This window comes from Paenibacillus barcinonensis, from assembly GCF_003217495.1.
GTDB lineage: Bacteria > Bacillota > Bacilli > Paenibacillales > Paenibacillaceae > Paenibacillus > Paenibacillus barcinonensis.
Map to the genome: position 1 here is coordinate 128,160 of NZ_QJSW01000001.1, position 26,891 is coordinate 155,050.

The 26,891-nt window shown below is 46.0% G+C and carries 26 protein-coding genes; 1 reads left to right on the plus strand and 25 read right to left on the minus strand.

Going from position 1 to position 26,891, the window contains the following annotated elements; translation table 11 throughout:
• Nucleotides 1-21: 21 nt before the first annotated feature.
• The 25 genes from fliY to DFQ00_RS00730 form a co-directional block, all read right to left on the minus strand.
• The gene (gene fliY / locus DFQ00_RS00610; protein ID WP_110893139.1) at nucleotides 22-1,323 is read right to left on the minus strand and encodes a flagellar motor switch phosphatase FliY; all 1,302 of its coding nucleotides are present in this window, start codon (nucleotides 1,321-1,323) and stop codon (nucleotides 22-24) included.
• A complete protein-coding gene (gene fliM, locus DFQ00_RS00615) occupies nucleotides 1,313-2,311 on the minus strand; it encodes a flagellar motor switch protein FliM (protein WP_110893141.1) in 999 nt (332 codons plus the stop codon). Before fliM ends, fliY begins: the two co-directional genes overlap by 11 nt.
• Nucleotides 2,312-2,350: 39 nt before the next feature.
• Nucleotides 2,351-2,812 (minus strand): flagellar basal body-associated FliL family protein, encoded by a 462-nt coding sequence (locus tag DFQ00_RS00620; RefSeq protein ID WP_110893143.1) that lies wholly within the window; start codon nucleotides 2,810-2,812, stop codon nucleotides 2,351-2,353.
• Nucleotides 2,812-3,033 (minus strand): flagellar FlbD family protein, encoded by a 222-nt coding sequence (locus DFQ00_RS00625; RefSeq protein ID WP_056700597.1) that lies wholly within the window; start codon nucleotides 3,031-3,033, stop codon nucleotides 2,812-2,814. The genes DFQ00_RS00620 and DFQ00_RS00625 overlap by 1 nt, the downstream gene beginning before the upstream one ends.
• A gap of 60 nt (nucleotides 3,034-3,093) precedes the next feature.
• On the minus strand, nucleotides 3,094-3,909 hold the full coding sequence (flgG, locus tag DFQ00_RS00630; protein WP_110893144.1) for a flagellar basal body rod protein FlgG: 816 nt from the start codon (nucleotides 3,907-3,909) through the stop codon (nucleotides 3,094-3,096).
• Between the two features lie 81 nt (nucleotides 3,910-3,990).
• On the minus strand, nucleotides 3,991-4,374 hold the full coding sequence (locus tag DFQ00_RS00635) for a TIGR02530 family flagellar biosynthesis protein (RefSeq protein WP_110893146.1): 384 nt from the start codon (nucleotides 4,372-4,374) through the stop codon (nucleotides 3,991-3,993).
• A complete protein-coding gene (locus DFQ00_RS00640; protein ID WP_110893148.1) occupies nucleotides 4,371-4,943 on the minus strand; it encodes a flagellar hook capping FlgD N-terminal domain-containing protein in 573 nt (190 codons plus the stop codon). The genes DFQ00_RS00635 and DFQ00_RS00640 overlap by 4 nt, the downstream gene beginning before the upstream one ends.
• 19 nt (nucleotides 4,944-4,962) lie before the next feature.
• Complete coding sequence (locus DFQ00_RS00645; RefSeq protein WP_110893150.1) at nucleotides 4,963-6,324, minus strand: flagellar hook-length control protein FliK; 1,362 nt, start codon at nucleotides 6,322-6,324, stop codon at nucleotides 4,963-4,965.
• 30 nt (nucleotides 6,325-6,354) lie between these two features.
• Nucleotides 6,355-7,293 (minus strand): MotE family protein, encoded by a 939-nt coding sequence (locus tag DFQ00_RS00650; protein ID WP_110893152.1) that lies wholly within the window; start codon nucleotides 7,291-7,293, stop codon nucleotides 6,355-6,357.
• A 45-nt stretch (nucleotides 7,294-7,338) separates the two neighbouring features.
• Nucleotides 7,339-7,791: a flagellar export protein FliJ gene (fliJ, locus tag DFQ00_RS00655; protein WP_110893154.1), complete on the minus strand. Its 453-nt coding sequence runs from the start codon at nucleotides 7,789-7,791 to the stop codon at nucleotides 7,339-7,341.
• 11 nt (nucleotides 7,792-7,802) lie between these two features.
• Nucleotides 7,803-9,122 carry a flagellar protein export ATPase FliI gene (gene fliI, locus DFQ00_RS00660; RefSeq protein ID WP_110893157.1) on the minus strand — a complete coding sequence of 440 codons (1,320 nt, stop codon included), beginning with the start codon at nucleotides 9,120-9,122 and terminating at the stop codon, nucleotides 7,803-7,805.
• Nucleotides 9,109-9,966 (minus strand): FliH/SctL family protein, encoded by an 858-nt coding sequence (locus DFQ00_RS00665; RefSeq protein WP_110893159.1) that lies wholly within the window; start codon nucleotides 9,964-9,966, stop codon nucleotides 9,109-9,111. Before DFQ00_RS00665 ends, fliI begins: the two co-directional genes overlap by 14 nt.
• Complete coding sequence (fliG, locus tag DFQ00_RS00670) at nucleotides 9,959-10,975, minus strand: flagellar motor switch protein FliG (RefSeq protein WP_110893161.1); 1,017 nt, start codon at nucleotides 10,973-10,975, stop codon at nucleotides 9,959-9,961. The genes DFQ00_RS00665 and fliG overlap by 8 nt, the downstream gene beginning before the upstream one ends.
• Before the next feature lie 11 nt (nucleotides 10,976-10,986).
• Nucleotides 10,987-12,573 carry a flagellar basal-body MS-ring/collar protein FliF gene (gene fliF / locus DFQ00_RS00675; protein WP_110893163.1) on the minus strand — a complete coding sequence of 529 codons (1,587 nt, stop codon included), beginning with the start codon at nucleotides 12,571-12,573 and terminating at the stop codon, nucleotides 10,987-10,989.
• Between the two features lie 131 nt (nucleotides 12,574-12,704).
• Complete coding sequence (gene fliE / locus DFQ00_RS00680) at nucleotides 12,705-13,016, minus strand: flagellar hook-basal body complex protein FliE (protein ID WP_110893165.1); 312 nt, start codon at nucleotides 13,014-13,016, stop codon at nucleotides 12,705-12,707.
• A 54-nt stretch (nucleotides 13,017-13,070) separates the two neighbouring features.
• On the minus strand, nucleotides 13,071-13,523 hold the full coding sequence (gene flgC / locus DFQ00_RS00685; protein WP_110893167.1) for a flagellar basal body rod protein FlgC: 453 nt from the start codon (nucleotides 13,521-13,523) through the stop codon (nucleotides 13,071-13,073).
• 5 nt (nucleotides 13,524-13,528) lie between these two features.
• Complete coding sequence (flgB, locus tag DFQ00_RS00690; RefSeq protein ID WP_110893169.1) at nucleotides 13,529-13,936, minus strand: flagellar basal body rod protein FlgB; 408 nt, start codon at nucleotides 13,934-13,936, stop codon at nucleotides 13,529-13,531.
• Nucleotides 13,937-14,914: 978 nt separating this feature from the next.
• Nucleotides 14,915-16,321, minus strand: a complete 1,407-nt coding sequence (hslU, locus tag DFQ00_RS00695; protein ID WP_110893171.1) for an ATP-dependent protease ATPase subunit HslU — start codon at nucleotides 16,319-16,321, stop codon at nucleotides 14,915-14,917.
• Between the two features lie 117 nt (nucleotides 16,322-16,438).
• Nucleotides 16,439-16,981, minus strand: a complete 543-nt coding sequence (gene hslV, locus DFQ00_RS00700; RefSeq protein WP_110893173.1) for an ATP-dependent protease subunit HslV — start codon at nucleotides 16,979-16,981, stop codon at nucleotides 16,439-16,441.
• Nucleotides 16,982-17,005: 24 nt separating this feature from the next.
• A complete protein-coding gene (gene trmFO / locus DFQ00_RS00705) occupies nucleotides 17,006-18,340 on the minus strand; it encodes an FADH(2)-oxidizing methylenetetrahydrofolate--tRNA-(uracil(54)-C(5))-methyltransferase TrmFO (protein WP_110894023.1) in 1,335 nt (444 codons plus the stop codon).
• A gap of 25 nt (nucleotides 18,341-18,365) precedes the next feature.
• Entirely contained in the window at nucleotides 18,366-20,465 is a 2,100-nt protein-coding gene (topA, locus tag DFQ00_RS00710; RefSeq protein ID WP_110893175.1) for a type I DNA topoisomerase, read from the minus strand.
• Between the two features lie 188 nt (nucleotides 20,466-20,653).
• Entirely contained in the window at nucleotides 20,654-21,784 is a 1,131-nt protein-coding gene (gene dprA / locus DFQ00_RS00715; RefSeq protein WP_110893177.1) for a DNA-processing protein DprA, read from the minus strand.
• Nucleotides 21,785-22,027: 243 nt separating this feature from the next.
• Nucleotides 22,028-22,957 (minus strand): succinate--CoA ligase subunit alpha, encoded by a 930-nt coding sequence (sucD, locus tag DFQ00_RS00720; RefSeq protein ID WP_110893179.1) that lies wholly within the window; start codon nucleotides 22,955-22,957, stop codon nucleotides 22,028-22,030.
• 63 nt (nucleotides 22,958-23,020) lie between these two features.
• Nucleotides 23,021-24,181: an ADP-forming succinate--CoA ligase subunit beta gene (gene sucC, locus DFQ00_RS00725; protein ID WP_110893181.1), complete on the minus strand. Its 1,161-nt coding sequence runs from the start codon at nucleotides 24,179-24,181 to the stop codon at nucleotides 23,021-23,023.
• Between the two features lie 250 nt (nucleotides 24,182-24,431).
• Nucleotides 24,432-24,887 (minus strand): MarR family winged helix-turn-helix transcriptional regulator, encoded by a 456-nt coding sequence (locus DFQ00_RS00730; RefSeq protein WP_110893183.1) that lies wholly within the window; start codon nucleotides 24,885-24,887, stop codon nucleotides 24,432-24,434.
• 338 nt (nucleotides 24,888-25,225) lie between these two features.
• Here DFQ00_RS00730 and DFQ00_RS00735 point away from each other — a divergent pair, with 338 nt between their 5' ends.
• Complete coding sequence (locus DFQ00_RS00735) at nucleotides 25,226-26,845, plus strand: YifB family Mg chelatase-like AAA ATPase (protein WP_110893185.1); 1,620 nt, start codon at nucleotides 25,226-25,228, stop codon at nucleotides 26,843-26,845.
• Nucleotides 26,846-26,891 lie beyond the last annotated feature (46 nt).

Below are 26,891 nucleotides of genomic sequence, written 5' to 3' on the forward strand. Positions count from 1 at the left end.
CAAGTCCTCCCTAAATTGTGCTTATTGTAATTTTTGAATTCGGTCCCATTGGCTTACGATATCTATAACACGAACACCAAAGTTCTCGTCGATAACAACAACTTCTCCCTTGGCGATCAATTTGTTATTGACCAAAATATCGACAGGTTCTCCCGCTAACTTATCCAGTTCGACAATCGAACCTTGTGATAGTTCCAATATATCTTTAATTTGCTTCTGGGTCCTCCCTAATTCTACGGTGACTTTAAGGGGAATGTCCATCAATAAATTCAAATTGTTCTCGTCTACCTGACCAAAAGTCCCATTTTGGAAATTTGCAAATTGAACAGGCTGTACATTCACATTTCTATTCGGTGCACCACCGTAATGTTGAGGGACACCATAAGGTTGCTCTGGAGGCATTCCATATGGCTGCTGTGGAGGCATTCCGTATGGCTGCTGTGGGGGCATTCCCATCGGAGCTTGTCCATATCCACCATAATCGGGAACAGGCTGCTGTGGAGCCTGTGGAGGCGCCTCGTGCTGAACTGGCGGCGGTTGCTGCTCCATAACCGGCGGCGGTGTTGGAGCTGGAGTCGCAACGGGTGCAGGCGCAGGCTCTGGAGTTGAAGCAACAGGTGCACTGGCTGTAGACTCTTGAGCACCTCCTATCAACATATCCACCATATTTTTAGCGAAATGCACAGGAAGTAGCTGCATCAGATTGGAATCAATCAGATCACCAACTAACAGACGAAACGAAACTTGAATGAGTGTTTCATCTGGTGGCAGATTGGTGACACCCTCTCCACTTTCCAAGTTGAGAATATCAATCCCTGGAGGCGAAATATTAACAAATCGGTTAAAGATGGTCGACATCGATGTAGCCGAAGAGCCCATCATCTGATTCATCGCTTCCTGGACCGCACTGATATGAATTTCGTTCAGCTCTTCGTCGGCCGGATTCCCTTCACCGCCAAGCATCAGATCGGCAATGATCTGTGCATCCCTCTTTTTGATAACCAAAGAGTTAATGCCCTCGAATCCATCAACATAGTTCACATGAACAGCAACATGCGGTTTAGGAAAAGCTTCTTCAAACTGTGTTCGGCTAATAATCGACACTTTAGGTGTTGTAATATCTACCTTGAGACCCAGCAGCGTAGATAACGCTGTTGCGGCACTGCCAAATGTGATGTTACCAATTTCACCCAAGGCATCCTGTTCAAGCTCTGTCAGAAAATCATCTACCGTCTTCTGAGCTGGTTCTGAACTGGTTATGGATTCAGATTGCCTGAGTAACGCGTCGATCTCTTCCTGGGATAAGTAATCCTTACTCGTCAAATTCTTCAACTCCTTCGGTGACAATTTGATCTATTTGCACAGCCACACGGTCCTTTATCGTCCCCGGACTACCAATGTACTTCAGTCTGTCACCAACTTTGATGGAAAGCCCCTCTTCTACCGGTTTATTCAGCGTGATCACATCGCCAACCGATAATCCCAAAAATTCTGCAATCGAAATTCTGGATTCGCCAAGCTCGGCTACAATCGGTAATTTGGCTTTATTCACACGTGATTTCAACGCCTCATATTCCTCCGGAGCTCTTGTTTTCTTCTCCGAAACAAACCACTGATGTGTTGATAACCGGGACATAATAGGCTCAAGAACGACATGTGGTATACATAAATTGATCATGCCCGTAGTGTCACCAATTTTGGTGCTAAGTGAGATCAAGGCAATCGTCTCATTGGGCGACACAATCTGCATAAACTGCGGATTCGTCTCCAGCGCTTCCAATCTTGGCGAAATATCCAGTACCGTTTTCCACGCTTCCTGTAAACTTTCAAAAGCCCGGCTGAATATACGCTCCATAATTGTCGTTTCAATCTCCGTCATGCTGGCAATTTTAGTCGGAGCACTGCCGGTACCGCCCAGAAGACGATCCAGCATGGCATAACCCACATTAGGGTGAACCTCCAGCACCATTCTCCCCTGTAATGGCTCTGCTTCGAAAATGTTCAAAATCGTCATTTTGGGAATAGAACGAATAAACTCATCATAAGGCAACTGTTCTACCTGAACGACATTGATCTGAACGAACGTCCGCAGCTGGGCCGAAAAATAAGTGGTGAGAAAGCGCGCAAAGTTCTCGTGTATACGAGTCAGGCTTCGAATGTGATCTTTGGAGAAACGCACTGCCCGTTTAAAATCATAGGATCTGATTTTCTTCTGAGTCTCTTCCTTTTTCAGTTCCTCAGCGTCCATTTCACCTGAAGAAAGGGCTGCTAAAAGGGCGTCAATCTCATTCTGTGATAATACATCCACCATGTCCTCACCCCCTTACAAGTCTACAGCGTGTTCTGTTCATTACATTGGTGCTATCACAATGTCTGAAATGCTGGTGCTTTTCAAATTTGGCTCAGGCAACGCCTCATTAATTAGACCTGTCAGCTTCTCATTGAATTGTTTCATGCCTTTGGCCGTATTCAGTTCCTCAGCCTTGGTATCAGCAAGCGCCTGGATAATAATAGGCTTCACAGTGATGCTTTTAATTTTCTCAAAATCTTCTTTGGCGGTTTTATCAGATAATTTGAATGAAAAACTAACCATAATAATACGATCTGGATCAGCCAGATTCGTTTTAATCTGTGGCAGCTCTGACGACACCTCTACAATTTCATCCGCAGTCATCTTTTTTTCTTCAGCTGCTGCCGCCGTATGTGTATTGTCGTTCTTGTCTGGCTGTAACTTGATAACCACAAAAACTACGACCACAATAAGTGTGATTGCAAGCAATGCAGTTGCAATCCAGGGCATCATCTTTTTCATCAGGACTCCTCCGTTTGCTGCACTTTAATCGTGGCCGCCTGAACTCCAATTTCACGGTTGTATTCTTTGATCTTGGAAATCACTTCATCGGCTTTTTCAAGCACAATCAGCCTTTTTCCTGTTACCAGAGTAATATACGTATCCGGCGTCTCCTCTACAATCTCGACCATCAGCGCATTTAACCACATGGGAGAACCATTTAACCGCGTAACTGAAATCATGCTAACCCCCCTCAATCAGAGTGGAGGAGCAAGCTCCCCCACCTTTTCATAAATCAGCTATTAACGTTTCAGGTTAACAACCTCTTGAAGCACTTCATCAGACGTTGTAATGATCCGGGAGTTGGCCTGGAATCCGCGTTGTGCAACAATCATTTCGGTAAACTCACTTGTCAAATCTACATTTGACATCTCAAGCTGACCAGCAATGATAGCTCCTGTTCCATTTTCAGTGCTGTTGGCAGTTACTGGATCAAGTGCCCCATCCGGATTGGCATTGGCTGTCATACGGTACAGATTGCCGCCGATTTTCTCCAGACCCGAAGGGTTGACAACTTTACCAATACCAAGCTGCGCTCCTGCCTGAATTGTTCCGTCAGCCATCGTCTGATTAATCGTTCCGTCCTGTCCAATCGTAAACGAAACAACATCATCCCCAAGCGTTATGTTTCCTCCACCGTTGTCCAACACGAACAACCCGTCAGAAGTGACCAGGTTGCGTGCAGCATCCACATGGAAGTCACCCGCACGAGTCAAATAGGGCACTTCCTGGTCTTCACTCAGACGAACCAGAAAAAAACCATCTCCGTTAATCCGCAGGTCGGTTGGATTATTCGTAGTCATTGGACTGCCCGCCAGGTGTAATGTGTCAATGGAACCTACAGAGACGCCTAGACCAATTTGTTTGGCATTGACACCACCGTTTGTATCACCCGGAGCAGTTACGCCCGCAGTCGTTTGGCTCATAATGTCCTTGAACATCACTCGGCTTCCCTTAAATCCAACGGTATTTACGTTGGCAATATTATTACCAATGACATCTAGTTTGGTTTGAAAACCCCGCATCCCGGAAACGCCTGAGTACATTGATTTCAACATTTTACAAAATCCTCCCAGTCTTAATTTGGTTACCGCATCAGTCGGTTAGCGGCATTCCGGCTCCCGAGAAGGGCCAGCCGGTTAAGAAATAATTACAGCACTATCAATCTGAGTGAAGACGTTATCTTTCATACTTTCACTGTCCATGGCTGTAACTACGGTGCGATTTTTGACATTGACGATAAAAGCCATATCCTGCATCAAAATCAAAGACTCTTTGGCTCCTTTGGCAGCAGCCTTGTCCAGTGCCGAGCCAATCTGTTTCATCTGCTCTGATTTCAACTCAATACCACGCTGTTCCAACCGTTTAGCCGCATGATTACTGAGCTTCAGCAGATTACTTTCCAAAACTTCTGCGAAAGGTTTTGTAGGAGCGTTGGCAATCTCTCCCGTTTGGTTTTTTCGAAGAATCCCGGGAGTAACCCGTCCTGCATACAAGTGTCCAACAGTTATGCGATCACTCATATCGTTTGCTCACGATCTTCGACATTACCCGTCTCGTTAGTAGCTGCCGACGCATTGCCATCAGCACCATGTGCGCCACTTGAATTTTCAGCATTATTCTGTACATTCTGCACAGATGTTTCAGTACCGTCAGTCTGCTTTGCACGATTCACCTGAATAATCTCGTCCAGCTTGATCTCGTCCTTGCCTACCTTGGCATACTGCACACCATCTCGTACAATAATTGAGTCAACAATCCCTTGACGCAGTGTACCGTTGTCTGATTTATCTGCAGAAAGCCAGCTGATTTCCATGCCGATCATACCAGAGACAGCTCCAAGTGACTGATTCAACGTTTTTAACTGCGATGAAATATTCACCAGCTGTTCCACCGAACTGAACTGAGCCATTTGTGCAATGAACTCTTTATCTTCCATCGGTTGCATCGGGTCCTGATTCTGCAGCTGCGTAATTAAAATTTTGAGAAACTGATCCTTGCCCAGCTCTTTGGTTGCAGGATTCGTTGTTGCTTTGTTGGCAGCCGAGTAATTGGGCCAAACATTGTTCGTAGAAATAAATTCATTTGCCATAGATTCACCTCATTCCTGTTTAAGCCTCTGCACTAAATGAATCACGCTTCACATCGCTACCTTCCACTTGCTCGCTACGCCAGTTGCGCAATTCTTCTTGAAGACTTGCTGCGCTTACAGCTTCATCGGTCTGTTCAGCACGTTCACGGGAACGCCGTTGCTGCTGAGACTGACTTCCTTGTTGACGCCCGCCATCCTGATACATCTCTGATCCAAGTGAGCTGTTCTGGGTAACTTCAAGTCGTTCTACCTGAATTCCTTGAGATTGCAGCGATGAACGCAGCTGCATCATCTGTTGCTCCAGCATATCTTTAGCCATCACATGCTCCGTCATAAAGCGAGCAACCAATTGCCCGTTCTGCAACGTAATCTGTACATCCAATTTGCCCAAATGCTCAGGACGAAGGGAGATCGTAGCCTCGGAGAATCCTTTTTGCTGCACAATATCCAGCTTGTTTACTACAAACTGCGTCATCTCTTTAGCAAAAAGGGAGGCTTGCATTACAGGCTCAGCCGGTTTTCCTGCTGCTGTACCTGAGCTCCGTAAGGACAGCTCTCCAGCGGTTACGATAGCTGTATTATGAATCTGTGCCTCTGTCTGAACTGAATTCGCCTTATCATCCGTATTCACCGTTTGAACAGGCTGCTCTTTCATTGCACTGGACGCATTCAGGATTGATTTAAGCTCAGCCCAGCCCTTTTTACCATCCGTTTCAACACCCGCCTGCTTCAATTGAGCTTGCAGTTGTTCAAGCAGCTGCTTGAATTCAGGAGCAGCTTGCAAAAAAGAACGATCCGGTTTATGAACTTCTGCTGTAAGCTGAGTCAGCATATCCTGTAGGACAAAACGTATAGCAGCTGGATGTTGAGAGAGTTCCAAGGCGGGTGCAGACTTAACCGCATTAGCCTGGTCATCAGCATTATCATTTGTAGAACCTTGCTGCTTGTTGTTCGAATCCTTATTTAACAGGGTGTATAGCTGTTGAATTAACGTTTGAAGACCTGCGAGCAGGGCTGGGTCATTTTCCAAAGTTTCTTCCAAAGCATCCAGATCACCAAAAAGTTTCTTCAGCTTATCGCTAATATCCAGTTTGTCTGCATCGGCAAACAACGAACTCAACGTCTCACTTAGAGCAGAGTTTTCTCCTTCACTATCGGTTGCAAAAGTAAACACAAGCGGATTAGCCTTCTGGCTTGCCGCTCCATTTGCAGTATCTGTGCCTTCACCATTCCCACCTGCTCCAGCCAATGACATTGCCAGTGTCTGCAAAAACTCGCCACCAGAGGTAACGGCACCTTTGGAGTTAGGACCAGACACTTGAGTTGAACCCGCAGCTTTTGTAGTGGAAGCTGTGGAGTTCATCTGAAATACGAGTGACATTTTTTCACCTCCCTCCCCTACCGTTCACCATTACTTATTGCCCATCAACCGATTCAAAACTTTAGCGGTCTCTACCGAATCTTCCTTTGACATGTTTTCAAGCAGTTGTGAACGAGTTGCATCATTAACAGAATTTAGTATCGTAAGTGTTTTGTCTGGACTTATTTTGTATGTTTCCAGTAACAGCTTCGCTCCGCTGGATGCAGACATGGAAGCAAAGGTTTGGCTTAACTGGTTTTTGTCCAGATTTTTGCTGTTGGTCGATGTTGTTGCAGATGCGGTAGCTGTTTCCTTTTTCAGTCGGGATTGCAGTGCATCCAGGGCAAGATCGCCTGAAGGTTTCGCATCCTTCATCATCATCGTTACATCGGCTGCGGTTTTGGGGTCCATTTTCTCCAGCACCTTCGTGCGTGCCGTGGACTGCATCGCACTTAACATCTGCACCATTTCTTCATTCGTCATATTTTGCAAAATCGGTGCAGCTTTGCTTGGGCTCATATCAGCATACATTTTGGCTAAACTTTTAATTTGCTTCTGATAATCACTTTCCGCTTCTGGCTCTGTCGTCGCGGCCGTTTCAGCAGCCTTTTTGGCATCATCCAGTTTTTTTTGCAGATCAGCCGTTTTCTGTGTTTCGGCAGTTGCTGCAGCTTTGGCCGCTTTGATCTCTGCATCTTTGGCCGTAACTTGAGACTTCAGCTTTTCTATCGTCGCTTCGGCACTCTCAACCTGCTTTTCCGAGCTCTTTAGTTTTTCTTTCTCCGGGTCAAGCACCGGATCGGGCACCCAATTTTTCACAAAAGGTATTTTCTGGGCTAGTTCAAGTGCGTTATTTCGAATATCTACATTAAAAAGAGTAAGCAGAACACCTAGCAATACAACTGTAAATACAATCGGAATGGAAATCATGAGAAACTTTTCCCATCCACTCCCGGATTCTTTTTCGATATCAGTGTCTTTTACAGCCACCGTTTATTCCTCCTTCACGAGACAACTTCGCGTCCGGCTCACATATCAGTTCGCGCGTCCGGCTTTGGCAGCGAAGCGTACAGTAGCCATCTCGTCCAGATCGTTCTGTTCCCTGAGGAGCATCTCCTGCTGAAATCTGATTTTGGCCTTATCTCTCGCTCCAAGCCACACTTTTTCGTCTATTACTTTGCCATTCAGAAAGGTCTGATTCCGTTGCACATTCACCTGAGCATGCTTGACATCACTGCTCTTCCGTGAAATACATTCGTCCAGATGATATGCATAACGCTGCAGCTCCTGCAAACTGGACGCTGATGCACAACTCTCTGCAGAAGATTGAATGATGTCCATCAGACTGTTCCGATCATTAATTAGTTGCATCAGATGCTCTTCTTCTGTTTGCAATTTGCCAATGGCTGAAGATAACATCCACTCTGCCTGTGTCTTCTCATTGCTCTTCAGGTCAACAACCTTCTGGAAATGATATCGAAATTTCATCGTTTACCCATTCATCTCCTTGCGAACTCCAGAATCAACCGCTCCTGTACCTCACTTAACGTTGTCTTTTCATCAACCTTCTGCTTCGTAAACTCCCAAATATGATCAATCTGATCCATGGCCTCATCTATCGCGGCATTCGATCCACGCTGGTAAGCTCCGATGTTGATCAAATCCTCTGATTCCTTATACACAGCCATGAGACGTTTCATATTGTTTACCGCATCAATCTGTTCTTCAGGTGCAATGTCCTTCATGACACGACTGATGCTGGCAAGCACATCTATTGCAGGAAAATGACCCTTGTTCGCGATCGCACGATTTAACACAATGTGACCATCCAGTATCCCACGGACCGCATCTGCAATCGGTTCATTCATGTCATCCCCGTCGACTAGTACAGTATAAAATGCTGTAATTGAACCCGTTGGTCCTGTGCCTGCACGTTCCAGAAGTTTAGGCAGACTTGCAAATACCGAAGGAGTATAACCTCTCATTGCAGGCGGTTCGCCTACAGCCAAACCAACTTCCCTCTGCGCCATGGCGTAACGAGTTACCGAATCCATCATTAACATGACATTCATGCCCCGATCCCGGAAATATTCCGCAATCGTCGTTGCAATAACGGCCCCCTTGATTCGGATCAAGGCAGGCTGATCTGATGTTGCCACAATAACTACAGAACGCTCCAGACCTTCCGGACCCAGATCCCGCTCAATAAAATCCCGAACCTCACGCCCACGCTCTCCGACAAGTGCGATCACATTGACATCGGCTGCGGTATTCCGGGCAATCATACCCATTAATGTACTTTTACCAACACCCGAACCTGCAAAAATACCAACCCGCTGCCCTTTGCCTACTGTTAGCAAGCCGTCAATTGCTCGGACACCCACACTCATCGTTTCAAGGACACGCGGGCGGTCCATCGGATTTACGGGTGTATTCGAGGTAGAGTACATCGGCATTCTGGAAGGTAACAGCGAACCATCAAGCGGTTGTCCAAGTCCATCCAGAACCTTGCCGAGAAGCTCAGAGCCCACCTGCACTCCGAGAGGCTTCCCCGTCCCTACAACGTCACAGCCAGGTCCAATAGATTGAAGCTCTCCAAGCGGCATTAGCAGCACTTTGTTATCCCTGAACCCCACAACCTCAGCTTGAAGCGGCTTGGCAGATTTTCCAGGGTAGATGTAACAGACATCGCCGATGCTGGCATCAGGGCCTTCGGATTCCACCATCAGCCCTATCACCTGAGTCACTTTGCCGTTAATCCGAACAGGATCAAATTGCCTTAGGTGCTCCATATAACGCTGTGAACTAAGAACCTTCATGTTGATGTCTTCGCTCCTCATCCTCAAGTGCCAGGCGGATCAGCTCTTTTTTTATCTCGGCAAGCTGTGTATCAATCCGGGCGTCAACACTCCCGAAGGAAGAACGGATCACACATCCTTTATCCTTCACCGTTGCATCTGGTAGAATCTGCAACTCCGCTTGCGAATCAATGGAGAGAGCCAGTTCTTCCCGTGCAGCTTGTACAAAAGAAAACTGTTCAGGTGCTACACAAAGTGTAATCTGTCCCTGTTCTCTTTTTCTCGATAAACTCTGACGTATCAGTTCGAGTGTTTGATCAGGCTCTACCGTCAGTTGCTTGTCAATGACCTTCTCGGCAATGCCGCACGCCAGTTCAACAAGGAAGGGCTCTGCTTCCTGAATAATCTGTTCTTTGGCAACATACGCTTCCTGAAGCACCTCTTGTGCTTCTTTCATCATCTCTTCGATCTTCACCTGGAGCGCCTCTTCAGCTTGTGCTCGTCCTTCTTCAAACCCTTGCTGGAAACCTTGAGATCGCAGAGCCTCGGTCAGATGCTCATCCTGCTCTCGTTGTTCCTGCCACCAGCGTTCAATCTGTTCCCGGGCTTCCTGAAGCATTCGTTCTGCTTCTTCCGAAGCATCACGCACCTGCTTTTCTGCAAACTCCTTGGCATCCTCCAGCATCTCGGCAGTGAGACGTTCCGTCTCTTCATCCACTCGTGCACGAAGCACTTCTGCTTCGGAAACTGCAGCGCCATCCCCATCTAATCCGGACTCTTCATCACTACCATAGTAGTGATGATTTTCGAGCCTTTTATGGTCTTCGACAGGAACATACTGGAAAGATTTAATCAAATTAGACAATGATATCATCTCCTCCGCCACGTGCGATAATGATCTCACCGGCTTCTTCCAGTCTGCGGATTGTACCTACGATACGTGTCTGAGCTTCCTCCACATCACGCAACCGCACAGGTCCCATAAATTCCATCTCTTCCTTGAATGTTTCGGACATCCGTTTGGACATATTTCGGAACACCGCCTCCCGAACTTCCTCGCTTGCCACTTTGAGTGCAAGCTGCAGATCGGCATTGTCGATATCCCGGATAATACGTTGAATGGAACGATCGTCCACATTGACAATATCTTCGAAAACGAACATGCGTTTTTTGATTTCTTCTGCCAGCTCCGGATCCTGAATTTCGAGGGAATCCAAAATTGTACGTTCTGTCCCCCGATCGACGCCATTCAAAATCTGAACGATAGATTCAATACCACCCGCATTCGTGTAGTCCTGCGTTACTGTAGATGACAGCTTCTGCTCCAGTACACGCTCCACCTGTGAAATAACTTCCGGTGAAGTGCTGTCCATTACCGCTACTCTGCGAGCGACATCCGCTTGCTTCTCTTGAGGAAGAGAAGACAGAATAGCCGCGGCTTGTTCAAATTGCAAATAGGACAAGACCAGAGCGATCGTTTGCGGACTTTCATTCTGAATAAAGTTCAATATCTGGTTCGGATCTGCTTTACGCGCAAAATCAAACGGTCTGACTTGCAGTGTAGCGGTCAAACGATTAATAACTTCAAGCGCTTTGGTGGAGCCGAGCGCCTTCTCCAAAATTTCCTTGGCATAGTTGATACCGCCTTGAGAGATATACTCTTGTGCCAAACAAATCTGATGGAACTCGGACATAATGAGGTCTTTCTCCGAAGCATCCACCTTTCGCACATTGGCGATTTCCAAAGTTAGTTGCTCGATTTCCTCATCACGTAAATGCTTGAAGATTTGAGCTGACACTTCGGGACCTAATGTAATTAACAAAATTGCTGCTTTTTGTCTGCCAGTCAATGTTTGACTTCCTGCTTTTGCCAATGTGTTCACCTCTATTCGTCAGCCAGCCACGTACGCAGCAGATTGACGAATTCGTCCGGCTTTTTCTTCGCCAAACTCTCCAATTGTTTGCGCACTTGACTTTCGTTCGTCACACTGTCCAATGTTATGGACGGGAACTCTGTTGCAACTGGAAGCGGGATATCCTCTTCTTCCTCAATTTCATTTTGTTTACGACGACGACGCACTAACAAGATCACGACTGTAGCAATCAATGCTGCAATCAATGCTCCGCCACCCCACATCATTGCAGGTGTAAGCTGGAAGCCCTTATTGGTATCGGCAGCCGTTGCGAACCCTTGTGACATGACTGAAACTTTCTTAGTCAAATCTGCATCCGTTATTGTAGTTCCTGAATCTGCCAAAGACGCGCGGACGATGTTAACCAGAATGTTTTCAATCGCATCCTTAACCGGTTGCTGTAATTCAGTTTGTCCTGCAGGCGGTTCAACAGCGACGTTAATGGTTAAATCTTTTACAGTATATGGGCTTTGAACAATATCTCTGGCAATACGATTAACTTCATAGTTAATTGTACTGGAGGATTCCTCCGAATTTCCGTTGCTGTTCGTATCCGAGGAAGGATAACCCGGAACGTCCTGTTGACCGGTTCCTGCAACACCACCGGAAGGTGTAGCTCCTCCGGTATAGCTTTTTTGAATTTGTTGCACGCTGATCTCGATGCCCTTCATGTTCTCTTGATCGACAGGTGTAACCATGTTCTCTTTGCTGGTCACCTTATCAAAATTCAATTTGGAGGCTACGAGCACGTTAACTTTATCCTCACCCACGATCTGAGAAAGAAACTGTTTAACGTTGTTTCGCACATCACTTTCAAACTTTTTCTGTAAAGCCATATTTTCTTGAACTTCTGATGACAACCCGCCACTGCCACCACGAGCCGTCGGAATGAGCTCAGCCTCATCCGTATTGGTGATGGTGATATTTTCAATCGGCAGGTTTGGCACAGCCGTTTTAACCAAATTAAAGTATCCGTCTACAGCTGCTTGGTTCGGATGATAACCAGGTTTGAACTGCAATGCTACAGAGGCCGAAGCTTTGTCTTGTTCTTCGAGACCTGCAAAGATGTTATCTTTCGGCATGTTAACAAGCACTTTAGCATCCTGAATTCCCTGCATGCGCTCAAGTAACTTTTCAACTTCTCCGTTTAATGCATTGTTGTACTTCACATCAAACTCTTTGTCCGTCATGCCAATAGGCGATGAAGAACTTTCAAATGCTTTATAACCAAGTGAACCATTTTGAATGATACCTTGCGATCCGATATTCACTTTTGTCAGCGCTACATCTGTACTGGGCACAGAGATACTTTTTCCATCCGCGCTTAGTTTGTAAGGAATATTGGAAGAATTCAGATAGTTGATTACACCCGCTGAATCACTTGCATTTAAATCAGTGAACGCAACTTCATATTCTGTTTTGGATAACTGCATCGTCAGAACGACTGCTGCCAAAATCAGAAAAAGGAAGGTTGAAATAAATAATGTTTTTTGCTTCTTGCTAAAGCTGTTCCAGTACTGTGATGCCTTGTCCCTGTACTGGGCAATTCTCTCATTCACTCTGTCACCCCATCCGAAACTTTGCTTAGTCTGTCCTTACACAAGGCCTTAGCGTTCCATTGGCCTGCGTGAGGAGCAGCATCGCAGCTGCTTGTCGTAATGATCAGCGCTATTGCCTGCGCAAGTGTGTCTTATAATTGCGTGCGCATAATCTCCTGATATGCTTCAACCACTTTGTTTCGAACCTGAGAGGTCAGTTGCAGACTTAACAAGGCTTGTTCTGATGCAATCATCACCTGATCTACATTCGCCTTGCCGATTAAAAATTGATTAGACATTTCATGCGCTTGAGACTCCTGTGCAGCGACAGACCCCAGCGCATTTTGTAAATATGTACCGAAGCTCTGAATACTCTCGGCGGGTGTGGAAGGTTTATTTTCAACAGTGCTCTTCATCTGCAACTGCTGGGCGCCTTGAATGTTAAACATATTATTCTGAATCATGAATGTCCCTCCCCTTATCTCTTGGTTTCAATTGTTGTCGAAGGATGCAACAGATTAAGATCTTCCGATCTCCAAAGCTTTTTGAATCATCGCTTTGGTTGAATTCAGTGCTGTAACGTTAGCCTCGTAAGAACGTGAAGCCGAGATCATATCGACCATTTCTTTTGCAATATCCACATTCGGCATGTATACATAACCTTCTGCGTTTGCGTCAGGATGAGTCGGATCATAGACGGGCTTCAGTGGTGACGGATCCTCTTTGATCTCGGTTACTCTGACACCGTTCCCCGCTCCTCCACCCTGCATCTGATTTTGCAGCATCGTACTGAAGGACGATTTATTCGGCTCCATTACAACCATTTTCCTTTTGTAAGGAACTGCAACCCCGTTAACCACGCTCGCGCGCGTTGTTTCCGCGTTTGCAATGTTGGATGAGATGACGTCCATTCGTAACCGTTGAGCTGTTAGAGCTGAAGCACTGATTCCAAAACTGTTACTAATATTCAACGATGTTATCTCCCTTCTACGCCGATTCGCATCATTTTAATCTGTTCGTTTACTTGCTGGATATAAGCGTTGTAACGCAATTGATTGTCCGCCAGAAGGCTCATTTCTCGATCAATATCCACGTTATTCTGGTTGTTATTCATAGAAGTGGACTGGTCCATATTAACTACTGGCGTTGGTATGGAAGAGGAAGGACCTATGACAAAATGCCTTGGATCCGTTACTTTACCTTTGAGAACAGGCAGATCACCGTTCATCTGTTCCTTCAGCATTTCTTCAAAAGAAACGTCTGAGCGCTTGAAATACGGGGTATCGGCATTTGCGATGTTGTCAGCAATCGTTCGTTGTCTGATATTTGACGCATCGAGTGCACCTTGCAATCTTTTAAAGCTGATATCATTTAAAAGATTCACGATATCCCTCCTCTCTTTAGAATTTATGGAAAAAGATTGAATCTTTTTACGCGAAATCACTTATGTTTTTTCGACAAAAACATTCGTCTTTATGCGTTTTTCTAGGACTTTGGTAGAATTAACTCTGATGTTGTCGTATAACATAAGTTTCTTCGAGTTTGGGATATATTACAATAAGAAAAAAGCCCTATCTTTTCTGAAAGAGAGAGCTTTTTGTGTGTTTTCAGTAAATTATGAATTTTTTCGTAAATATTCAGTCCCAAATCAAAAATGTGTTAACAATGTTGAAAAACTAGCTTAAACATTTTTAAAATTATTGTGAAACTGTTAATCGCTGTTTCTCACAAGGTGAGACATAATCAGAGCTATTTTGGAAGCTTGACTATTTGTTATCTTTAGTATTTTTTACCGCCATATTAAGGTTTATAGCTACTAGAAAGCGTCTCTTATAAGAAGTTACTTCTGCATCACTTGATCATTCCTCGTCAAAAAATCATCTGAACCCCTTTTCTTCCTCAACACTTTCTTAACAATTACGTTTACTCTTTCTAATTTATATCTGGGAAACATTTAATGGTTGCTCACTTTTCTAAAAATCAACATATTGCGCATTTGTGCAATTTTTCCTCATACTTCACTTGTATAATAAATTCAAATAAAACATTTAAAATTCTTTTAATGGAAATACTTGGTTTTATTTTTATATGAATAACCTACCGGTCCTCTGTCCTTTGCCCTGATTAATCTGCGGCACAAGTCCTACTTTTCAGCCTTTTCAATATGTTACTTCTCTTATATCGGTGTTTTCGTAAGAAAGGTTTAGCTATTCATAAAAATAAAAAAAATGTCATCCGTGAGAGTTCACAGATGACATATAACATATCCGTTCTAATACATGCTCATTAACTAGCTTTACATTAAAACTTATAGGTCAACCCAAGCATAATAACTTGCCTTAACCCCTTACAAAAGAGACGGCTACAGAATATATTGGCTCAGATCGCGATCAGTTGCGATATCATTTAATTTCTCACGTACATACTCTGGTGTAATCACCATATGCTCAAGCGTGAGCTCAGGAGCTTCAAAGGACAGATCCTCCAGAAGTTTCTCTAAAATGGTATGCAACCGGCGAGCACCTATATTTTCTGTATTCTGGTTAACGGATTCTGCCAACTTCGCAATCTCGCGAATCGCTTCATCGGAGAACTCGATCTCGATGTTCTCTGTGCGCAGCAAATCCACATACTGCTTCGTTAATGCATTCTGAGGTTCGGTCAAAATAGACACAAACTCATCCAGTGAAAGGCTATTAAGCTCTACCCGAATCGGGAAACGCCCCTGGAGCTCAGGAATCAGATCCGAAGGTTTGGCTACATGGAACGCACCGGCAGCCATAAACAGAATATAATCCGTTTTGACCGGACCATACTTGGTCATCACCGTCGAACCTTCTACGATGGGAAGAATATCACGCTGTACCCCCTCACGAGATACATCAGGGCCACTTCCACGTCCCTGACTCGCTACTTTATCAATCTCATCTATAAAAATAATGCCTGTCTGCTCTGCACGTCTTATGGACTCCTGAGTTACATCATCCATATCAATCAATTTACTTGCTTCTTCCTGAATCAGCACTTTACGCGCTTCCTTAATCGCCAGTTTACGCTTCTTCGTACGACGCGGCAGCAAGCTGCCAAACATCTCCTGCATGTTCATACCCATCTGATCATTGCCTTGACCAGCAAACATATCCATCATGTTTGGCGTATTATCCTCTACATCAATCTCAATGATGTCATCTTCCAGTTTACCCGACAACAGATCAAATCTGATTTTGCGACGGCGCTCTGCCACCCCTGTATCAGGTTCTGGCTCGTCTTGCTCATTCGAAGCATTACCTGCATTGTTGTTGCCAAAAATCATTTCAAACGGGTTACGCTGATTTTTGGACTTGGACTGAGACGGAGCCAGAATATGTACAATGCGCTCGTTCGCCGCTTCCTCTGCCTTGTCCTTCACCTTTTCTGTACGCTCAAGCTTCACCATACGCAGTGATGTTTCAATCAGGTCGCGGACCATGGATTCCACATCACGTCCTACATATCCTACCTCTGTGAACTTGGTAGCCTCCACTTTGACAAATGGTGCTCCCACCAGCTTGGCAAGACGGCGTGCAATCTCTGTTTTACCAACGCCTGTAGGTCCAATCATCAGTATATTTTTAGGTACAATGTCATCCTGTGTGTGCTCTGGCAAAAGACTGCGTCGATAACGATTACGAAGGGCTACTGCCACTGATTTTTTCGCCTGTTTCTGGCCTACGATATACTTATCCAGTTCGGCAACAATTTGTCTTGGCGTTAAGGCTTGAGTATTCATACGCTTCCCTCCTGCATGTATGTTAAAGTTCGTAAACTACAAGAACAAAGAATCTCCTTAACGTAAGCCAGAGCAGATGCAGCATCTTGCCCCTTTACGGGAGATTTCTTTGTTTTTCTACAATTCTTCCACAATAATATTACTGTTCGTATATACACATAGCTCTGAAGCCACCTGAAGGGATTCGCGTGCGATGTCCTTCGCTTCCATCTGCACAGCGTTACGTTTCAACGCCCGCGCAGCAGACAGCGCAAAATTACCACCTGAACCGATCGCGATGATATCATCATCCGGTTCAATAATCTCGCCTCCGCCTGAAATAAGCAGCATGCCCGTTTTATCCATGACGATCAGCAGTGCCTCAAGCTTACGCAGAATACGGTCCTGCCGCCAGTCTTTCGCTAGTTCTACCGCAGCCCGTTGCAAATTACCGTGATGCTCTTCAAGCTTACCCTCGAATTTTTCAAACAATGTAATTGCATCGGCCACAGAACCTGCGAATCCGGCAACAACCTGTCCGCGGTATAAACGTCTTACCTTTTTGGCTGTATTTTTCATTACAACGCTCTGGCCCATCGTTACCTGACCATCGCCTGCAATCGCCGCCTTGCCATTATGACGGACAGCACAGATCGTTGTCGCATGAAATGACATATCCATGAAATCTGCCTCCCCACGAATAATTTATACGCGTTCTGGAACGGTTAGACCTTCGGAAGCAGCAAACCGGGCGATCCCATCCAGGGCACGCTTGGCAAGTGCTTCATTTTTTTCTTTTTTGTTTCGAATTTTAGTTTCCAGTTTCGGAAGCAAGCCAAAGTTTGCGTTCATCGGCTGGAAGTGCTTGAAGTCGGCTGTTGTAATATATTGAGCCATGCTTCCTAGCGTAGTTTCTACTGGCAGTACGACGAGTTCCTGACCCAGTACCGCTTTGGCCGCGTTCATACCGGCAATCAGACCGGATGCCGCAGACTCCACATACCCTTCCACTCCTGTCATCTGGCCTGCAAAGAACAGATTCGGACGCTCTTTGAACTGGTATGTTGGACGAAGCAGCTTCGGTGAGTTAATAAACGTATTACGATGCATCACACCGTAACGTACAAACTCTGCATTCTCAAGACCTGGGATCAGAGAGAATACCCGTTTTTGTTCTCCCCATTTCAGATGGGTCTGGAAACCAACCAGATTGTAGAGTGTGCCAGCCGCGTTGTCTTGTCTGAGCTGTACTACAGCATGCGGCAATTCACCTGTATGCGGGTTAACCAGCCCTACTGGCTTCATAGGACCAAACAAGGCGGTTTGTTTACCACGCTTCATCATGACTTCGATCGGCATGCAGCCTTCGAAATAAATTTCTTTCTCAAACTCTTTAAGCTGGGCAACCTCGGCGTTAATAAGCGCTTCGTAGAAGATGTCGAACTCTTCCTCCGTCATCGGACAGTTCAGATAAGCGGCTTCTCCTTTATCATAACGGGAGGCCAGATATACCTTGTTCATATCAATTGAATCTTTTTCAATAATCGGTGCTGCTGCATCATAAAAATAGAAATATTCCTCACCCATCAGTGCCTTGATTTGCTCAGACAACGCTGGCGAAGTAAGCGGCCCTGTAGCTACAACGACAATACCGTCTTCAGGCAAAGCCGTGAGCTCTTCATTCACCACTTCGATAAGCGGATGCCGATGCAGCGTGGATGTAATTTCACCCGAGAAGCCATCCCGATCCACCGCCAAAGCACCGCCTGCTGGAACAGCATGCCGATCAGCAGCGCCAAGAACCAGAGAGTTCAGCATTCTCATTTCTTCTTTCAAAACACCTACTGCATTCGCAAGGCCATTGGCACGTAGCGAATTGCTGCAGACCAGTTCGGCAAATTTATCGGTATGATGAGCCGGCGTCTTGACAACCGGTCTCATCTCATATAGCTTAACTCGCACACCACGGCTGGCAATCTGCCATGCTGCTTCTGATCCAGCCAGTCCAGCACCAATCACCGTTACTTGTTGTTCACTTATCAAAATCGTTTACCCCCATAATATGCTAATCCGTTGATTCATCTTCCGTTTCTTCCACCGGCTCCTGATGATCACATGAAGTACATTGTAATCTGGTTCCTTTTTTGTTTCGTTTCTCGATCATTAAAGATCCACAGCTAGGGCAAGGCTTGGCCGAAGGTTTATCCCAGGATACGAAATCACATTCAGGATACTTGTCACATCCATAGAATATACGTCCTTTTTTACTCCGACGTTCCACAACATGCCCTTCTTTACATTTGGGGCAGGTTACTCCGATATCCTTGATGATCGGTTTGGTATTACGACATTCTGGAAAACCTGAGCAGGCAAGAAACTTTCCGAAACGCCCCAGCTTGTAAACAAGCGGCTTGCCGCACTTCTCACAGATTTCATCGGATACCTCGTCCTCAATCTCGATCTCTTTCATTTCTTCCTCGGCAAACTCCAGCCGCTTTTCGAAAGATTCATAGAATTCAGCCAGAACTTTTACCCAGTCTTCGGAGCCTTCCTCTACATGGTCGAGATCACCTTCCATGTTTGCGGTAAACTCAACATTCAATATTTCCGGGAAAAACTCTTCCATCTGCTCGATGACAAGCTCTCCGAGTTCGGTTGGCATAAACTTCTTTTCTTCGATAGCCACATATCCGCGTTTCTGAATAGTCTCCAGTGTTGGCGCATATGTACTTGGTCTGCCTATGCCCAGCTCCTCCAGCGTTTTAACAAGTCTTGCCTCTGTATAACGCGGCGGTGGCTGCGTAAAATGCTGCTTCGGCTCAATTCCCTGCTGATCAAGCACATCTCCGCTTTTTAATGGAGGCAGTAAGCGATCTTCCTCGGTAGTACCATCGTCATTACCTTCAACATACACCTTCATAAAGCCCTGAAAGCGGACTTTGGAACCCGCCGCCCGGAAAATGGTATCTCCTGCAGCGATATCTACCGAAAGTGTATCCAGAATAGCCGAGGACATCTGACTTGCTACAAAGCGTTCCCAAATAAGTTTGTACAATCGGAACTGATCACGACTCATAAAGGATTTAATCGAATCCGGGTCACGCAATACAGAGGTTGGTCTGACCGCTTCGTGTGCGTCCTGAGCATTGGAAGCTTTTTTGGAATAATTGCGCGGGCTTTCCGGTGCAAAAGCTTCTCCATATTTACCAGTGATATATTCCTTCGCTTCTTCCTGAGCAGAAGCTGCAATACGTGTCGAGTCAGTACGCATATACGTGATCAGACCAACTGTGCCCTCTTTACCAAGGTCTACACCCTCATAGAGCTGCTGTGCAACCGACATCGTTTTGGAAGCCCGGAAGTTCAGTTTACGCGCCGCTTCCTGTTGCAGGGAGCTCGTTGTAAAGGGAGCCGAAGGATTACGCGTACGCTCCTTTTCTTTCACTTCCTTGATCGTAAAGTCAGCGCCCTCAATCTGTTTGAGAATGGCCTGTACTTCCGCTTCACTGCCCAGCTCTGTTTTCGTACCGTTTAATTTATGGAACTTCGCTTCAAACGGATTACCATCTGCACTGAGTTTAGCAGTGATGCTCCAGTATTCTTCCGGCTCGAACTCATCAATCTCGTTCTCACGATCCAGAATAATTTTGACCGCAACGGATTGAACCCGCCCTGCGGAAAGGCCTTTTTTGACTTTCTTCCATAATAGTGGACTGATCTTGTAGCCCACAAGCCGGTCGAGAATACGTCTGGCTTGCTGTGCATTGACGAGGTCCATATTAATTTTGCGCGGCGTTTTGAATGCGTCCTTAACTGCCTGCTTCGTAATTTCATTAAATACAACCCGGCAGTCGGCCGTGTCATCCAGTTCAAGCGCATGTGCCAGATGCCAGGCAATCGCTTCTCCCTCACGATCGGGGTCGGCTGCGAGATATACTTTTTTGACTTTTTTGCGCGCATCCTTGAGTTCCTTCAATACTGAACCTTTACCGCGGATCGTAATATATTTCGGATTAAAATCGTTCTCTACCTCAACGCCGATCTGACTTTTTGGCAAATCGCGAACATGTCCCATTGAAGCTTTCACGATGAACTTGCTGCCTAAGTATTTGCCAATCGTCTTCGCCTTTGAGGGCGACTCCACGATTACGAGTGCATCCGCCATAGGTCCATCCTCCTCCCAGTCATGAAACTGTTTCTTGCCATATAAGTTGAACTTTGGATTTACACGTGACACTCCGATGACAAAGCTACCTTCGAATATGAGTGTAAATGATGTTTCAACTTATATAGTTCATGTACTTTCATTTTCATATTTTATATATTCCACATACTGCACAGGTTGCAGCATCGTCATACCCTTGCATATTTGGTTCCAGGTAATTGGCTAATCTGCTTTTTTATGATTAAAGATAACAGAACTGAATGTAAATGTCCAAAATCCCAGCCTAACTGCTCAATCAGTTGATCAAAGGATTGCTCTTCCTGCTCAAGTAAAACGATAATCCGCTGTTCATCTACAGACAGCTGTACTTTCGTAAACAGCCCTTGTTCTGCATGCCCCTGCATTTCTGCCGAACGTCCTCTATTGTAAGGAAGTTGTTCGGTATTTGGCAAGTCCAAACGATACTCTTCCAACAAATCCGCTGCACAAGTGACCAGTTTTGCCCCCTGACGAATCAAATTATGTGCCCCGCGGCTCTTCGGAGAAGTAATGGGTCCAGGAACAGCAAATACATCTCTGCCTGCCTCAAGCGCCGCATCCGCGGTAATCAGTGAACCGCTGCGTATATCCGCTTCAACAACAAGTGTACCCAGTGTGATGCCGGCTATGATTCGGTTTCGCTCGGGAAACAACCCCTGCCGTGCTCTCGTCCCGAGTGGGTATTCCGACAAAAGCAGGCCCGTTTCGGCAATTTGCTCCGCAAGGCTTGTATTCTCGGGAGGATATATATAGTCCATTCCCGTACCAAAGACGGCAATCGTTTTGCCTCCTTCTCGTACAACAGTCTCATGGCACACACGGTCAATTCCTCTCGCTAGACCGCTGACAATGGTTAGTCCAGCTTGACATAATTGTGATGCAAGCTTCTCACCTACCTTGCGTCCATAAACGGTAGGCATTCTAGTTCCGACCATTGCAATCGCAGGAGAATGCAGCAACTGGGAATCCCCCCTGGCATACATTATCCAGGGAGGCTGAACGGTTTCCTTCATTAATATAGGATAATTGGAATCCAGATAAGTTATAACCTCGATGCCGCGATTATAAACCTGCTCTCTTCTATATTCAATCCAGCCAGTATTAAAATCTTTGACCAGCCGAGCTGCCTGATCTTTTCTCAATCCAGCTGCAATCCAATCTGCTTCTTCATAATCGAACAGTTCCGTCAGTGACTGTGAACCTGACATCAATTTGGAGATGCTTTTTCTTCCGATGCCTTCCATTTCATGCAGTCCGAACAAAATCCAGCGTTCTTCCATCTCGTTTACCTCCCGTGATGAGAGAAAAACTCTCTCATATTGTGTGATAAGTTTCGAAAAATTGCAAGCGTTTACACTTTTTTTATCCTTACAGCCAGGATTACTTCTTCAAAAAAACGCAAAAAAAGCAACCCTTCGTCCTGTAGTAAGGACAAAAGGTTGCTTACCTTTACCGTCTCCTGAATCAAGGGCTGCAGAAATTAAACATTTCCAAGCCGTTCCTTCTATTATAACGGAATAGGATTAATGTGTCGTGCACAGATTCAAAATGCCGCGTTCCTCAAGCACACTTACCAAAGTAGAGCCCATTTCGGCTGGTGTTGGAGCAACTTTGATGCCACATGACTCAAGCTTCGCAATTTTCTCTTTGGCTGTACCTTTACCACCAGAGATAATCGCTCCCGCGTGACCCATACGTTTACCCGGAGGCGCTGTAACACCACCAATGAATCCAACCACCGGTTTCGTCATATTGGCCGCTACCCATTCGGCTGCATCCTCTTCCGCTGTACCACCGATCTCACCAATCATGATTACAGCATGCGTTTGAGGATCTTCATTAAAGCGTTTCAGGATGTCGATGAACTCGGAGCCTTTAACAGGGTCTCCGCCTATCCCTACCGCAGAAGACTGACCGATGCCACGAGTTGTAAGCTGATGAACAGCCTCGTACGTCAGTGTTCCCGAACGGGAAACAACACCAACGTGTCCTGGCATGTGGATGTATCCAGGCATGATCCCGATCTTGCACTCGCCTGGTGTAATAACACCTGGACAGTTAGGACCGATCAATACTGTATTTTTCCCTTCCATGAAACGGTCCACTTTGACCATATCAAGAACAGGAATACCTTCGGTAATACAGATGACAAGATCGAGCTCTGCGTCAACAGCCTCCATAATGGAATCCGCCGCAAATGCGGGAGGAACATAAATGACGCTCGCTGTTGCGCCAGTAGCTTCCTTCGCTTCCTGCACCGTATTGAATACCGGCAGGCTGACTACTGAACCGTCTTCCAGCGTGATGTCAACATTAGTTCCGCCTTTACCCGGCGTAACACCGCCTACCATCTGGGTTCCATAGTCCAATGCGCCCTTCGTGTGGAACATTCCCGTTGAACCCGTAATGCCTTGCGTAATGACTTTTGTATTTTTATCAATCAAAATACTCACGTTGCTTCACATCCTTACGGTTATTTTTCAATTCCCGGACAGCTCCGGTACGAAGGAATGAACTTATTTTACGAGGGCAACAATTTTTTGTGCACCATCGGCCATGGAATCAGCTGGAACGATATTCAGGCCGGATTCGCCCAGAATACGTTTACCCAGTTCCACGTTAGTTCCTTCAAGACGAACAACCAGCGGTTTGGTCAGACCAAGCTGCTTCGCAGCTTCAACTACACCGTTGGCAATGACATCACAACGCATGATACCACCGAAGATGTTAACAAAGATACCGGCTACTTTGGCATCAGACAAAATAATCTTGAATGCTTCCGTAACTTTCTCTGTGGTCGCACCGCCCCCAACATCAAGGAAGTTGGCAGGGTCGCCGCCATAATATTTGATGATGTCCATCGTCGCCATCGCAAGTCCTGCACCATTAACCATACAGCCAATGTTGCCGTCAAGCGCTATGTAGCTGAGGTCATATTTGGATGCTTCGATTTCCTTTTCATCTTCCTCGTCCAGATCACGAAGCTCTTGAATATCCTTGTGACGGAAGAGAGCATTGGAGTCAAAATTCAGCTTGGCATCCAGTGCGATAACGTTTCCATCTCCGGTAACAACCAGCGGGTTGATCTCGGCGATCGAGCAATCTTTTTCAACAAATGCCGTGTACAGCGCCAGCATAAACTTCACAGCTTTATTCACGAGTTCATTCGGAATTTTGATGCTGTAAGCAAGCTTGCGTGCCTGGAACACTTGCAACCCGATTGCAGGGTCAATAACCTCTTTGAAAATTTTCTCAGGTGTAGCTTCAGCTACTTCTTCAATCTCCGTACCGCCTTCTTCAGAAGCCATCATGACTACACGACCTGTAGCACGATCAACTACAACACCCACGTAATACTCTTTGCGGATATCGCAGCCCTCTTCAATGAGAAGACGTTTCACTTCTTTACCTTCTGGTCCTGTCTGATGGGTTACTAATACTTTGCCCAAAATTTCGGATGCATAGGCACGAACTTCCTCTAAGCTCTTTGCCACTTTCACGCCGCCGGCTTTACCCCGACCCCCTGCGTGAATTTGCGCTTTAACTACAGTCACCGGACTGCCCAGTGCCTCTGCGGCCGCAACCGCTTCATCGACTGTATAAGCAACCTTTCCATTTGGAACGGTAACTCCATACTGTTTCAGTACTTCTTTTCCTTGATATTCATGGATATTCATTCTCGAATCCTCCTATCAACATGACTGCAACAAGGCGGGTTGGTAGACGAACAAAAGACAAATGTTGACTATTTTCACTTAAACCCAATTCATTGTAACATGTTTTTAAAACGCTTTCCTTAAAAAATTAATGGTTAATAGACAGCTTTTTGATATGGATATGATCCCTTTTTGTGAATGCTTGGATATATATGGAAAAAAAACCTTAGCTGGAATAGCTAAGGTTCAGTGTGAATAACAGCTTAACATTTTATTTTTTCGCTGCATTTGTATTAGTCTCGTGCACTTTATGCAACAGGCCCTTGAACTGACCAAGCAATGCTTCAAACTCTGTACTGTTCAGGCAAGCATCTCCCTGAATGGCATCCGGGATGTTAAGAGCTTTATTTTTAAGTTCACGTCCTGCATCAGTCAATGTAATTAATACTTTGCGTTCGTCTTGTGCGGAACGCTCCCGATGGATGAATCCGGCTGCCTGCAAACGCTTCAGAAGAGGGGTGAGTGTGCCTGAATCGAGATATAAAGCCTCACCTATCTCTTTCACTGTGCATTCCTGGCGTTCCCACAATACCATTAGAACCAGATACTGGGAATATGTTACCCCCAATACCTCCAGATAAGGCTGGTACAGCTTGGTAATCTCACGTGAGCATGCGTATATGGCAAAGCATAATTGATTATCCAGCTTCAAACGATCTGTCTGCATGTTGTCTGTCTCACCTGCCTAATGTACATTAAATTGCTTGAATTGATCCAAGGCTATCCTCACTGCTTTCCATATAACTTACAGTGATTCAGGTTCCTTGGTTCTATCTTATCACAAAATAGATAAAAAGAAGAATAATTGAGCACAAATTATTTTATAAACCTATTAAATCATCATAAATTAAGTTGCATACAATGTAATCAAGGGGACTAAATATGCTGACGGGTTGACGCTCTGATCGCTTTTCTATAAAATGCAATTAGAAGCTGAGGAAGCACCTTAATTCGAAGAACAGCCCGCATGCGGGGCTGACTAACCGAGTGAGGTGTTTCTTTGTTATGTACGGAAAGTTATATAGCGCGTGTCTCTATGGCATTGACGGTGTATTGATTGAGGTGGAAACGGATCTCTCCAATGGTTTACCTATGACCTCCATCATCGGGCTTCCTGATTCAGCGATCCGTGAAGCTGTTGAACGAGTCCGTGCTGCGATTAAAAACTGCGGATACCAGTATCCTTTACAGCGCATTACGATTAATCTGGCTCCCGCTGACCTGCGCAAGGAAGGCTCTTCCTTCGACCTCGCCATTGCTATCGCTCTGCTTACAACCAGTGGTCAGCTTATACTGCCTCCAGAGGAGCGCACTTTGGTGCTCGGAGAACTCGCACTGGACGGCTCAATTCGAGCTGTGCCTGGCGTTTTATCCATGGTTGATCTGGCCAAAAGACAAGGCTTCACTTCGGTTCTATTACCTTCCGATAATGTGCAGGAGGCTCGCCTCATTCGCGGAATCGCAATCCACGGTCTGCGTCATCTGAAGGAACTGACACCTGACTTAACAAATCGTTCTGACCCTTCCCCAAACGATGTAACCCACACAATGAGGGGAACAACCAATGCCGGCCCGACCATCTTGAAAAATTATGATCATCTGCGCCGCTGCCGGAATGACAGTACACAACGGGATCAAGGCAAGACAGCTTCTCCGTTGTCTTATGAAGACTATAGCGATGTCCTGGGGCAGCATCATGTCAAGCGTGCCTTAATGATCGCCGCTGCCGGAATGCATAACATTATGCTGGTGGGTCCGCCTGGAACCGGTAAAACGATGTTAATCAAACGACTGCCGACCATTTTACCACCTCTGTCGGAAGCTGAAGCGCTTGAAGTAACCAAAGTGTTAAGTGCAGCCGGACAGCTGAAAGAAGCGCCACAGGGACTGATTACAGCCAGACCGTTCCGCTCGCCCCATCATACGATATCGGCGTCCGGCCTGATTGGAGGCGGGGGTATTCCGAAGCCGGGCGAAGTCAGTCTCGCTCATCGCGGAATATTATTTCTGGATGAGTTGCCCGAATTTCAGCGTCAGGTGCTGGAGGTTCTCAGACAACCACTGGAGGATCAGGCGGTAACGATTAGTCGTGCAAGAGCCGCGTTCACGTTTCCTGCACAGTTCATGCTTGCCAGCTCTATGAATCCCTGTCCCTGCGGATATTTATCAGTCCATGCCGAGGATCAGCGCTGCATCTGCACCCCTGCTCGTGTAGCCGCATACCGTGCCAGAATTTCGGGTCCACTGCTTGATCGTATAGACCTGCAGATCGAGGGTCCTCCACCAGGAGATTGGCGCAAGTCGGGAGTCTCCCCTTCCTCCGCAGACATGCAAAACAAAGTAATTACAGCCCATGCTATTCAGGCCAAACGTTACGCGAACCATCCGGTTCGCTGGAACAGTCAGCTCTCGGGCACCTTTTTGCGAAAAACGATTCACCTGCCTCCTTCAGCGGAGCTGCTGTTAGACGAAACGTTGAACACCCTTCAACTAAGCATGCGTGCACGTGATCGAATTATGAAGATGGCTCAGACGATCGCAGATCTGGATCATGAAGGCATTATTCAAACAGCTCATGTTGCGGAAGCGATCCAGTACCGACAGTTAGACCTGAATATATTTTAATGCTGCGGGATCTAACGTAACGAAACCTAAAAGGCCGTATGAGAGC

Excerpts from the sequence above, each read along its gene's own strand:
- DFQ00_RS00735 (WP_110893185.1), top strand. The coding sequence starts at position 25,226 with ATGTACGGAAAGTTATATAGCGCGTGTCTCTATGGCATTGACGGTGTA.
- hslU (WP_110893171.1), bottom strand. The coding sequence starts at position 16,321 with ATGAATACTCAAGCCTTAACGCCAAGACAAATTGTTGCCGAACTGGAT.
- DFQ00_RS00625 (WP_056700597.1), bottom strand. The coding sequence starts at position 3,033 with ATGATTTCAGTTACGCGGTTAAATGGTTCTCCCATGTGGTTAAATGCG.
- DFQ00_RS00645 (WP_110893150.1), bottom strand. The coding sequence starts at position 6,324 with ATGTCACTCGTATTTCAGATGAACTCCACAGCTTCCACTACAAAAGCT.
- flgG (WP_110893144.1), bottom strand. The coding sequence starts at position 3,909 with ATGTTGAAATCAATGTACTCAGGCGTTTCCGGGATGCGGGGTTTTCAA.
- DFQ00_RS00730 (WP_110893183.1), bottom strand. The coding sequence starts at position 24,887 with ATGCAGACAGATCGTTTGAAGCTGGATAATCAATTATGCTTTGCCATA.
- DFQ00_RS00635 (WP_110893146.1), bottom strand. The coding sequence starts at position 4,374 with ATGAGTGATCGCATAACTGTTGGACACTTGTATGCAGGACGGGTTACT.
- fliE (WP_110893165.1), bottom strand. The coding sequence starts at position 13,016 with ATGATTCAGAATAATATGTTTAACATTCAAGGCGCCCAGCAGTTGCAG.
- topA (WP_110893175.1), bottom strand. The coding sequence starts at position 20,465 with ATGGCGGATGCACTCGTAATCGTGGAGTCGCCCTCAAAGGCGAAGACG.
- fliI (WP_110893157.1), bottom strand. The coding sequence starts at position 9,122 with ATGAAGGTTCTTAGTTCACAGCGTTATATGGAGCACCTAAGGCAATTT.
- sucC (WP_110893181.1), bottom strand. The coding sequence starts at position 24,181 with ATGAATATCCATGAATATCAAGGAAAAGAAGTACTGAAACAGTATGGA.
- DFQ00_RS00620 (WP_110893143.1), bottom strand. The coding sequence starts at position 2,812 with ATGAAAAAGATGATGCCCTGGATTGCAACTGCATTGCTTGCAATCACA.
- dprA (WP_110893177.1), bottom strand. The coding sequence starts at position 21,784 with ATGGAAGAACGCTGGATTTTGTTCGGACTGCATGAAATGGAAGGCATC.
- DFQ00_RS00640 (WP_110893148.1), bottom strand. The coding sequence starts at position 4,943 with ATGGCAAATGAATTTATTTCTACGAACAATGTTTGGCCCAATTACTCG.
- hslV (WP_110893173.1), bottom strand. The coding sequence starts at position 16,981 with ATGGATATGTCATTTCATGCGACAACGATCTGTGCTGTCCGTCATAAT.
- fliJ (WP_110893154.1), bottom strand. The coding sequence starts at position 7,791 with ATGAAATTTCGATATCATTTCCAGAAGGTTGTTGACCTGAAGAGCAAT.
- fliM (WP_110893141.1), bottom strand. The coding sequence starts at position 2,311 with ATGGTGGATGTATTATCACAGAATGAGATTGACGCCCTTTTAGCAGCC.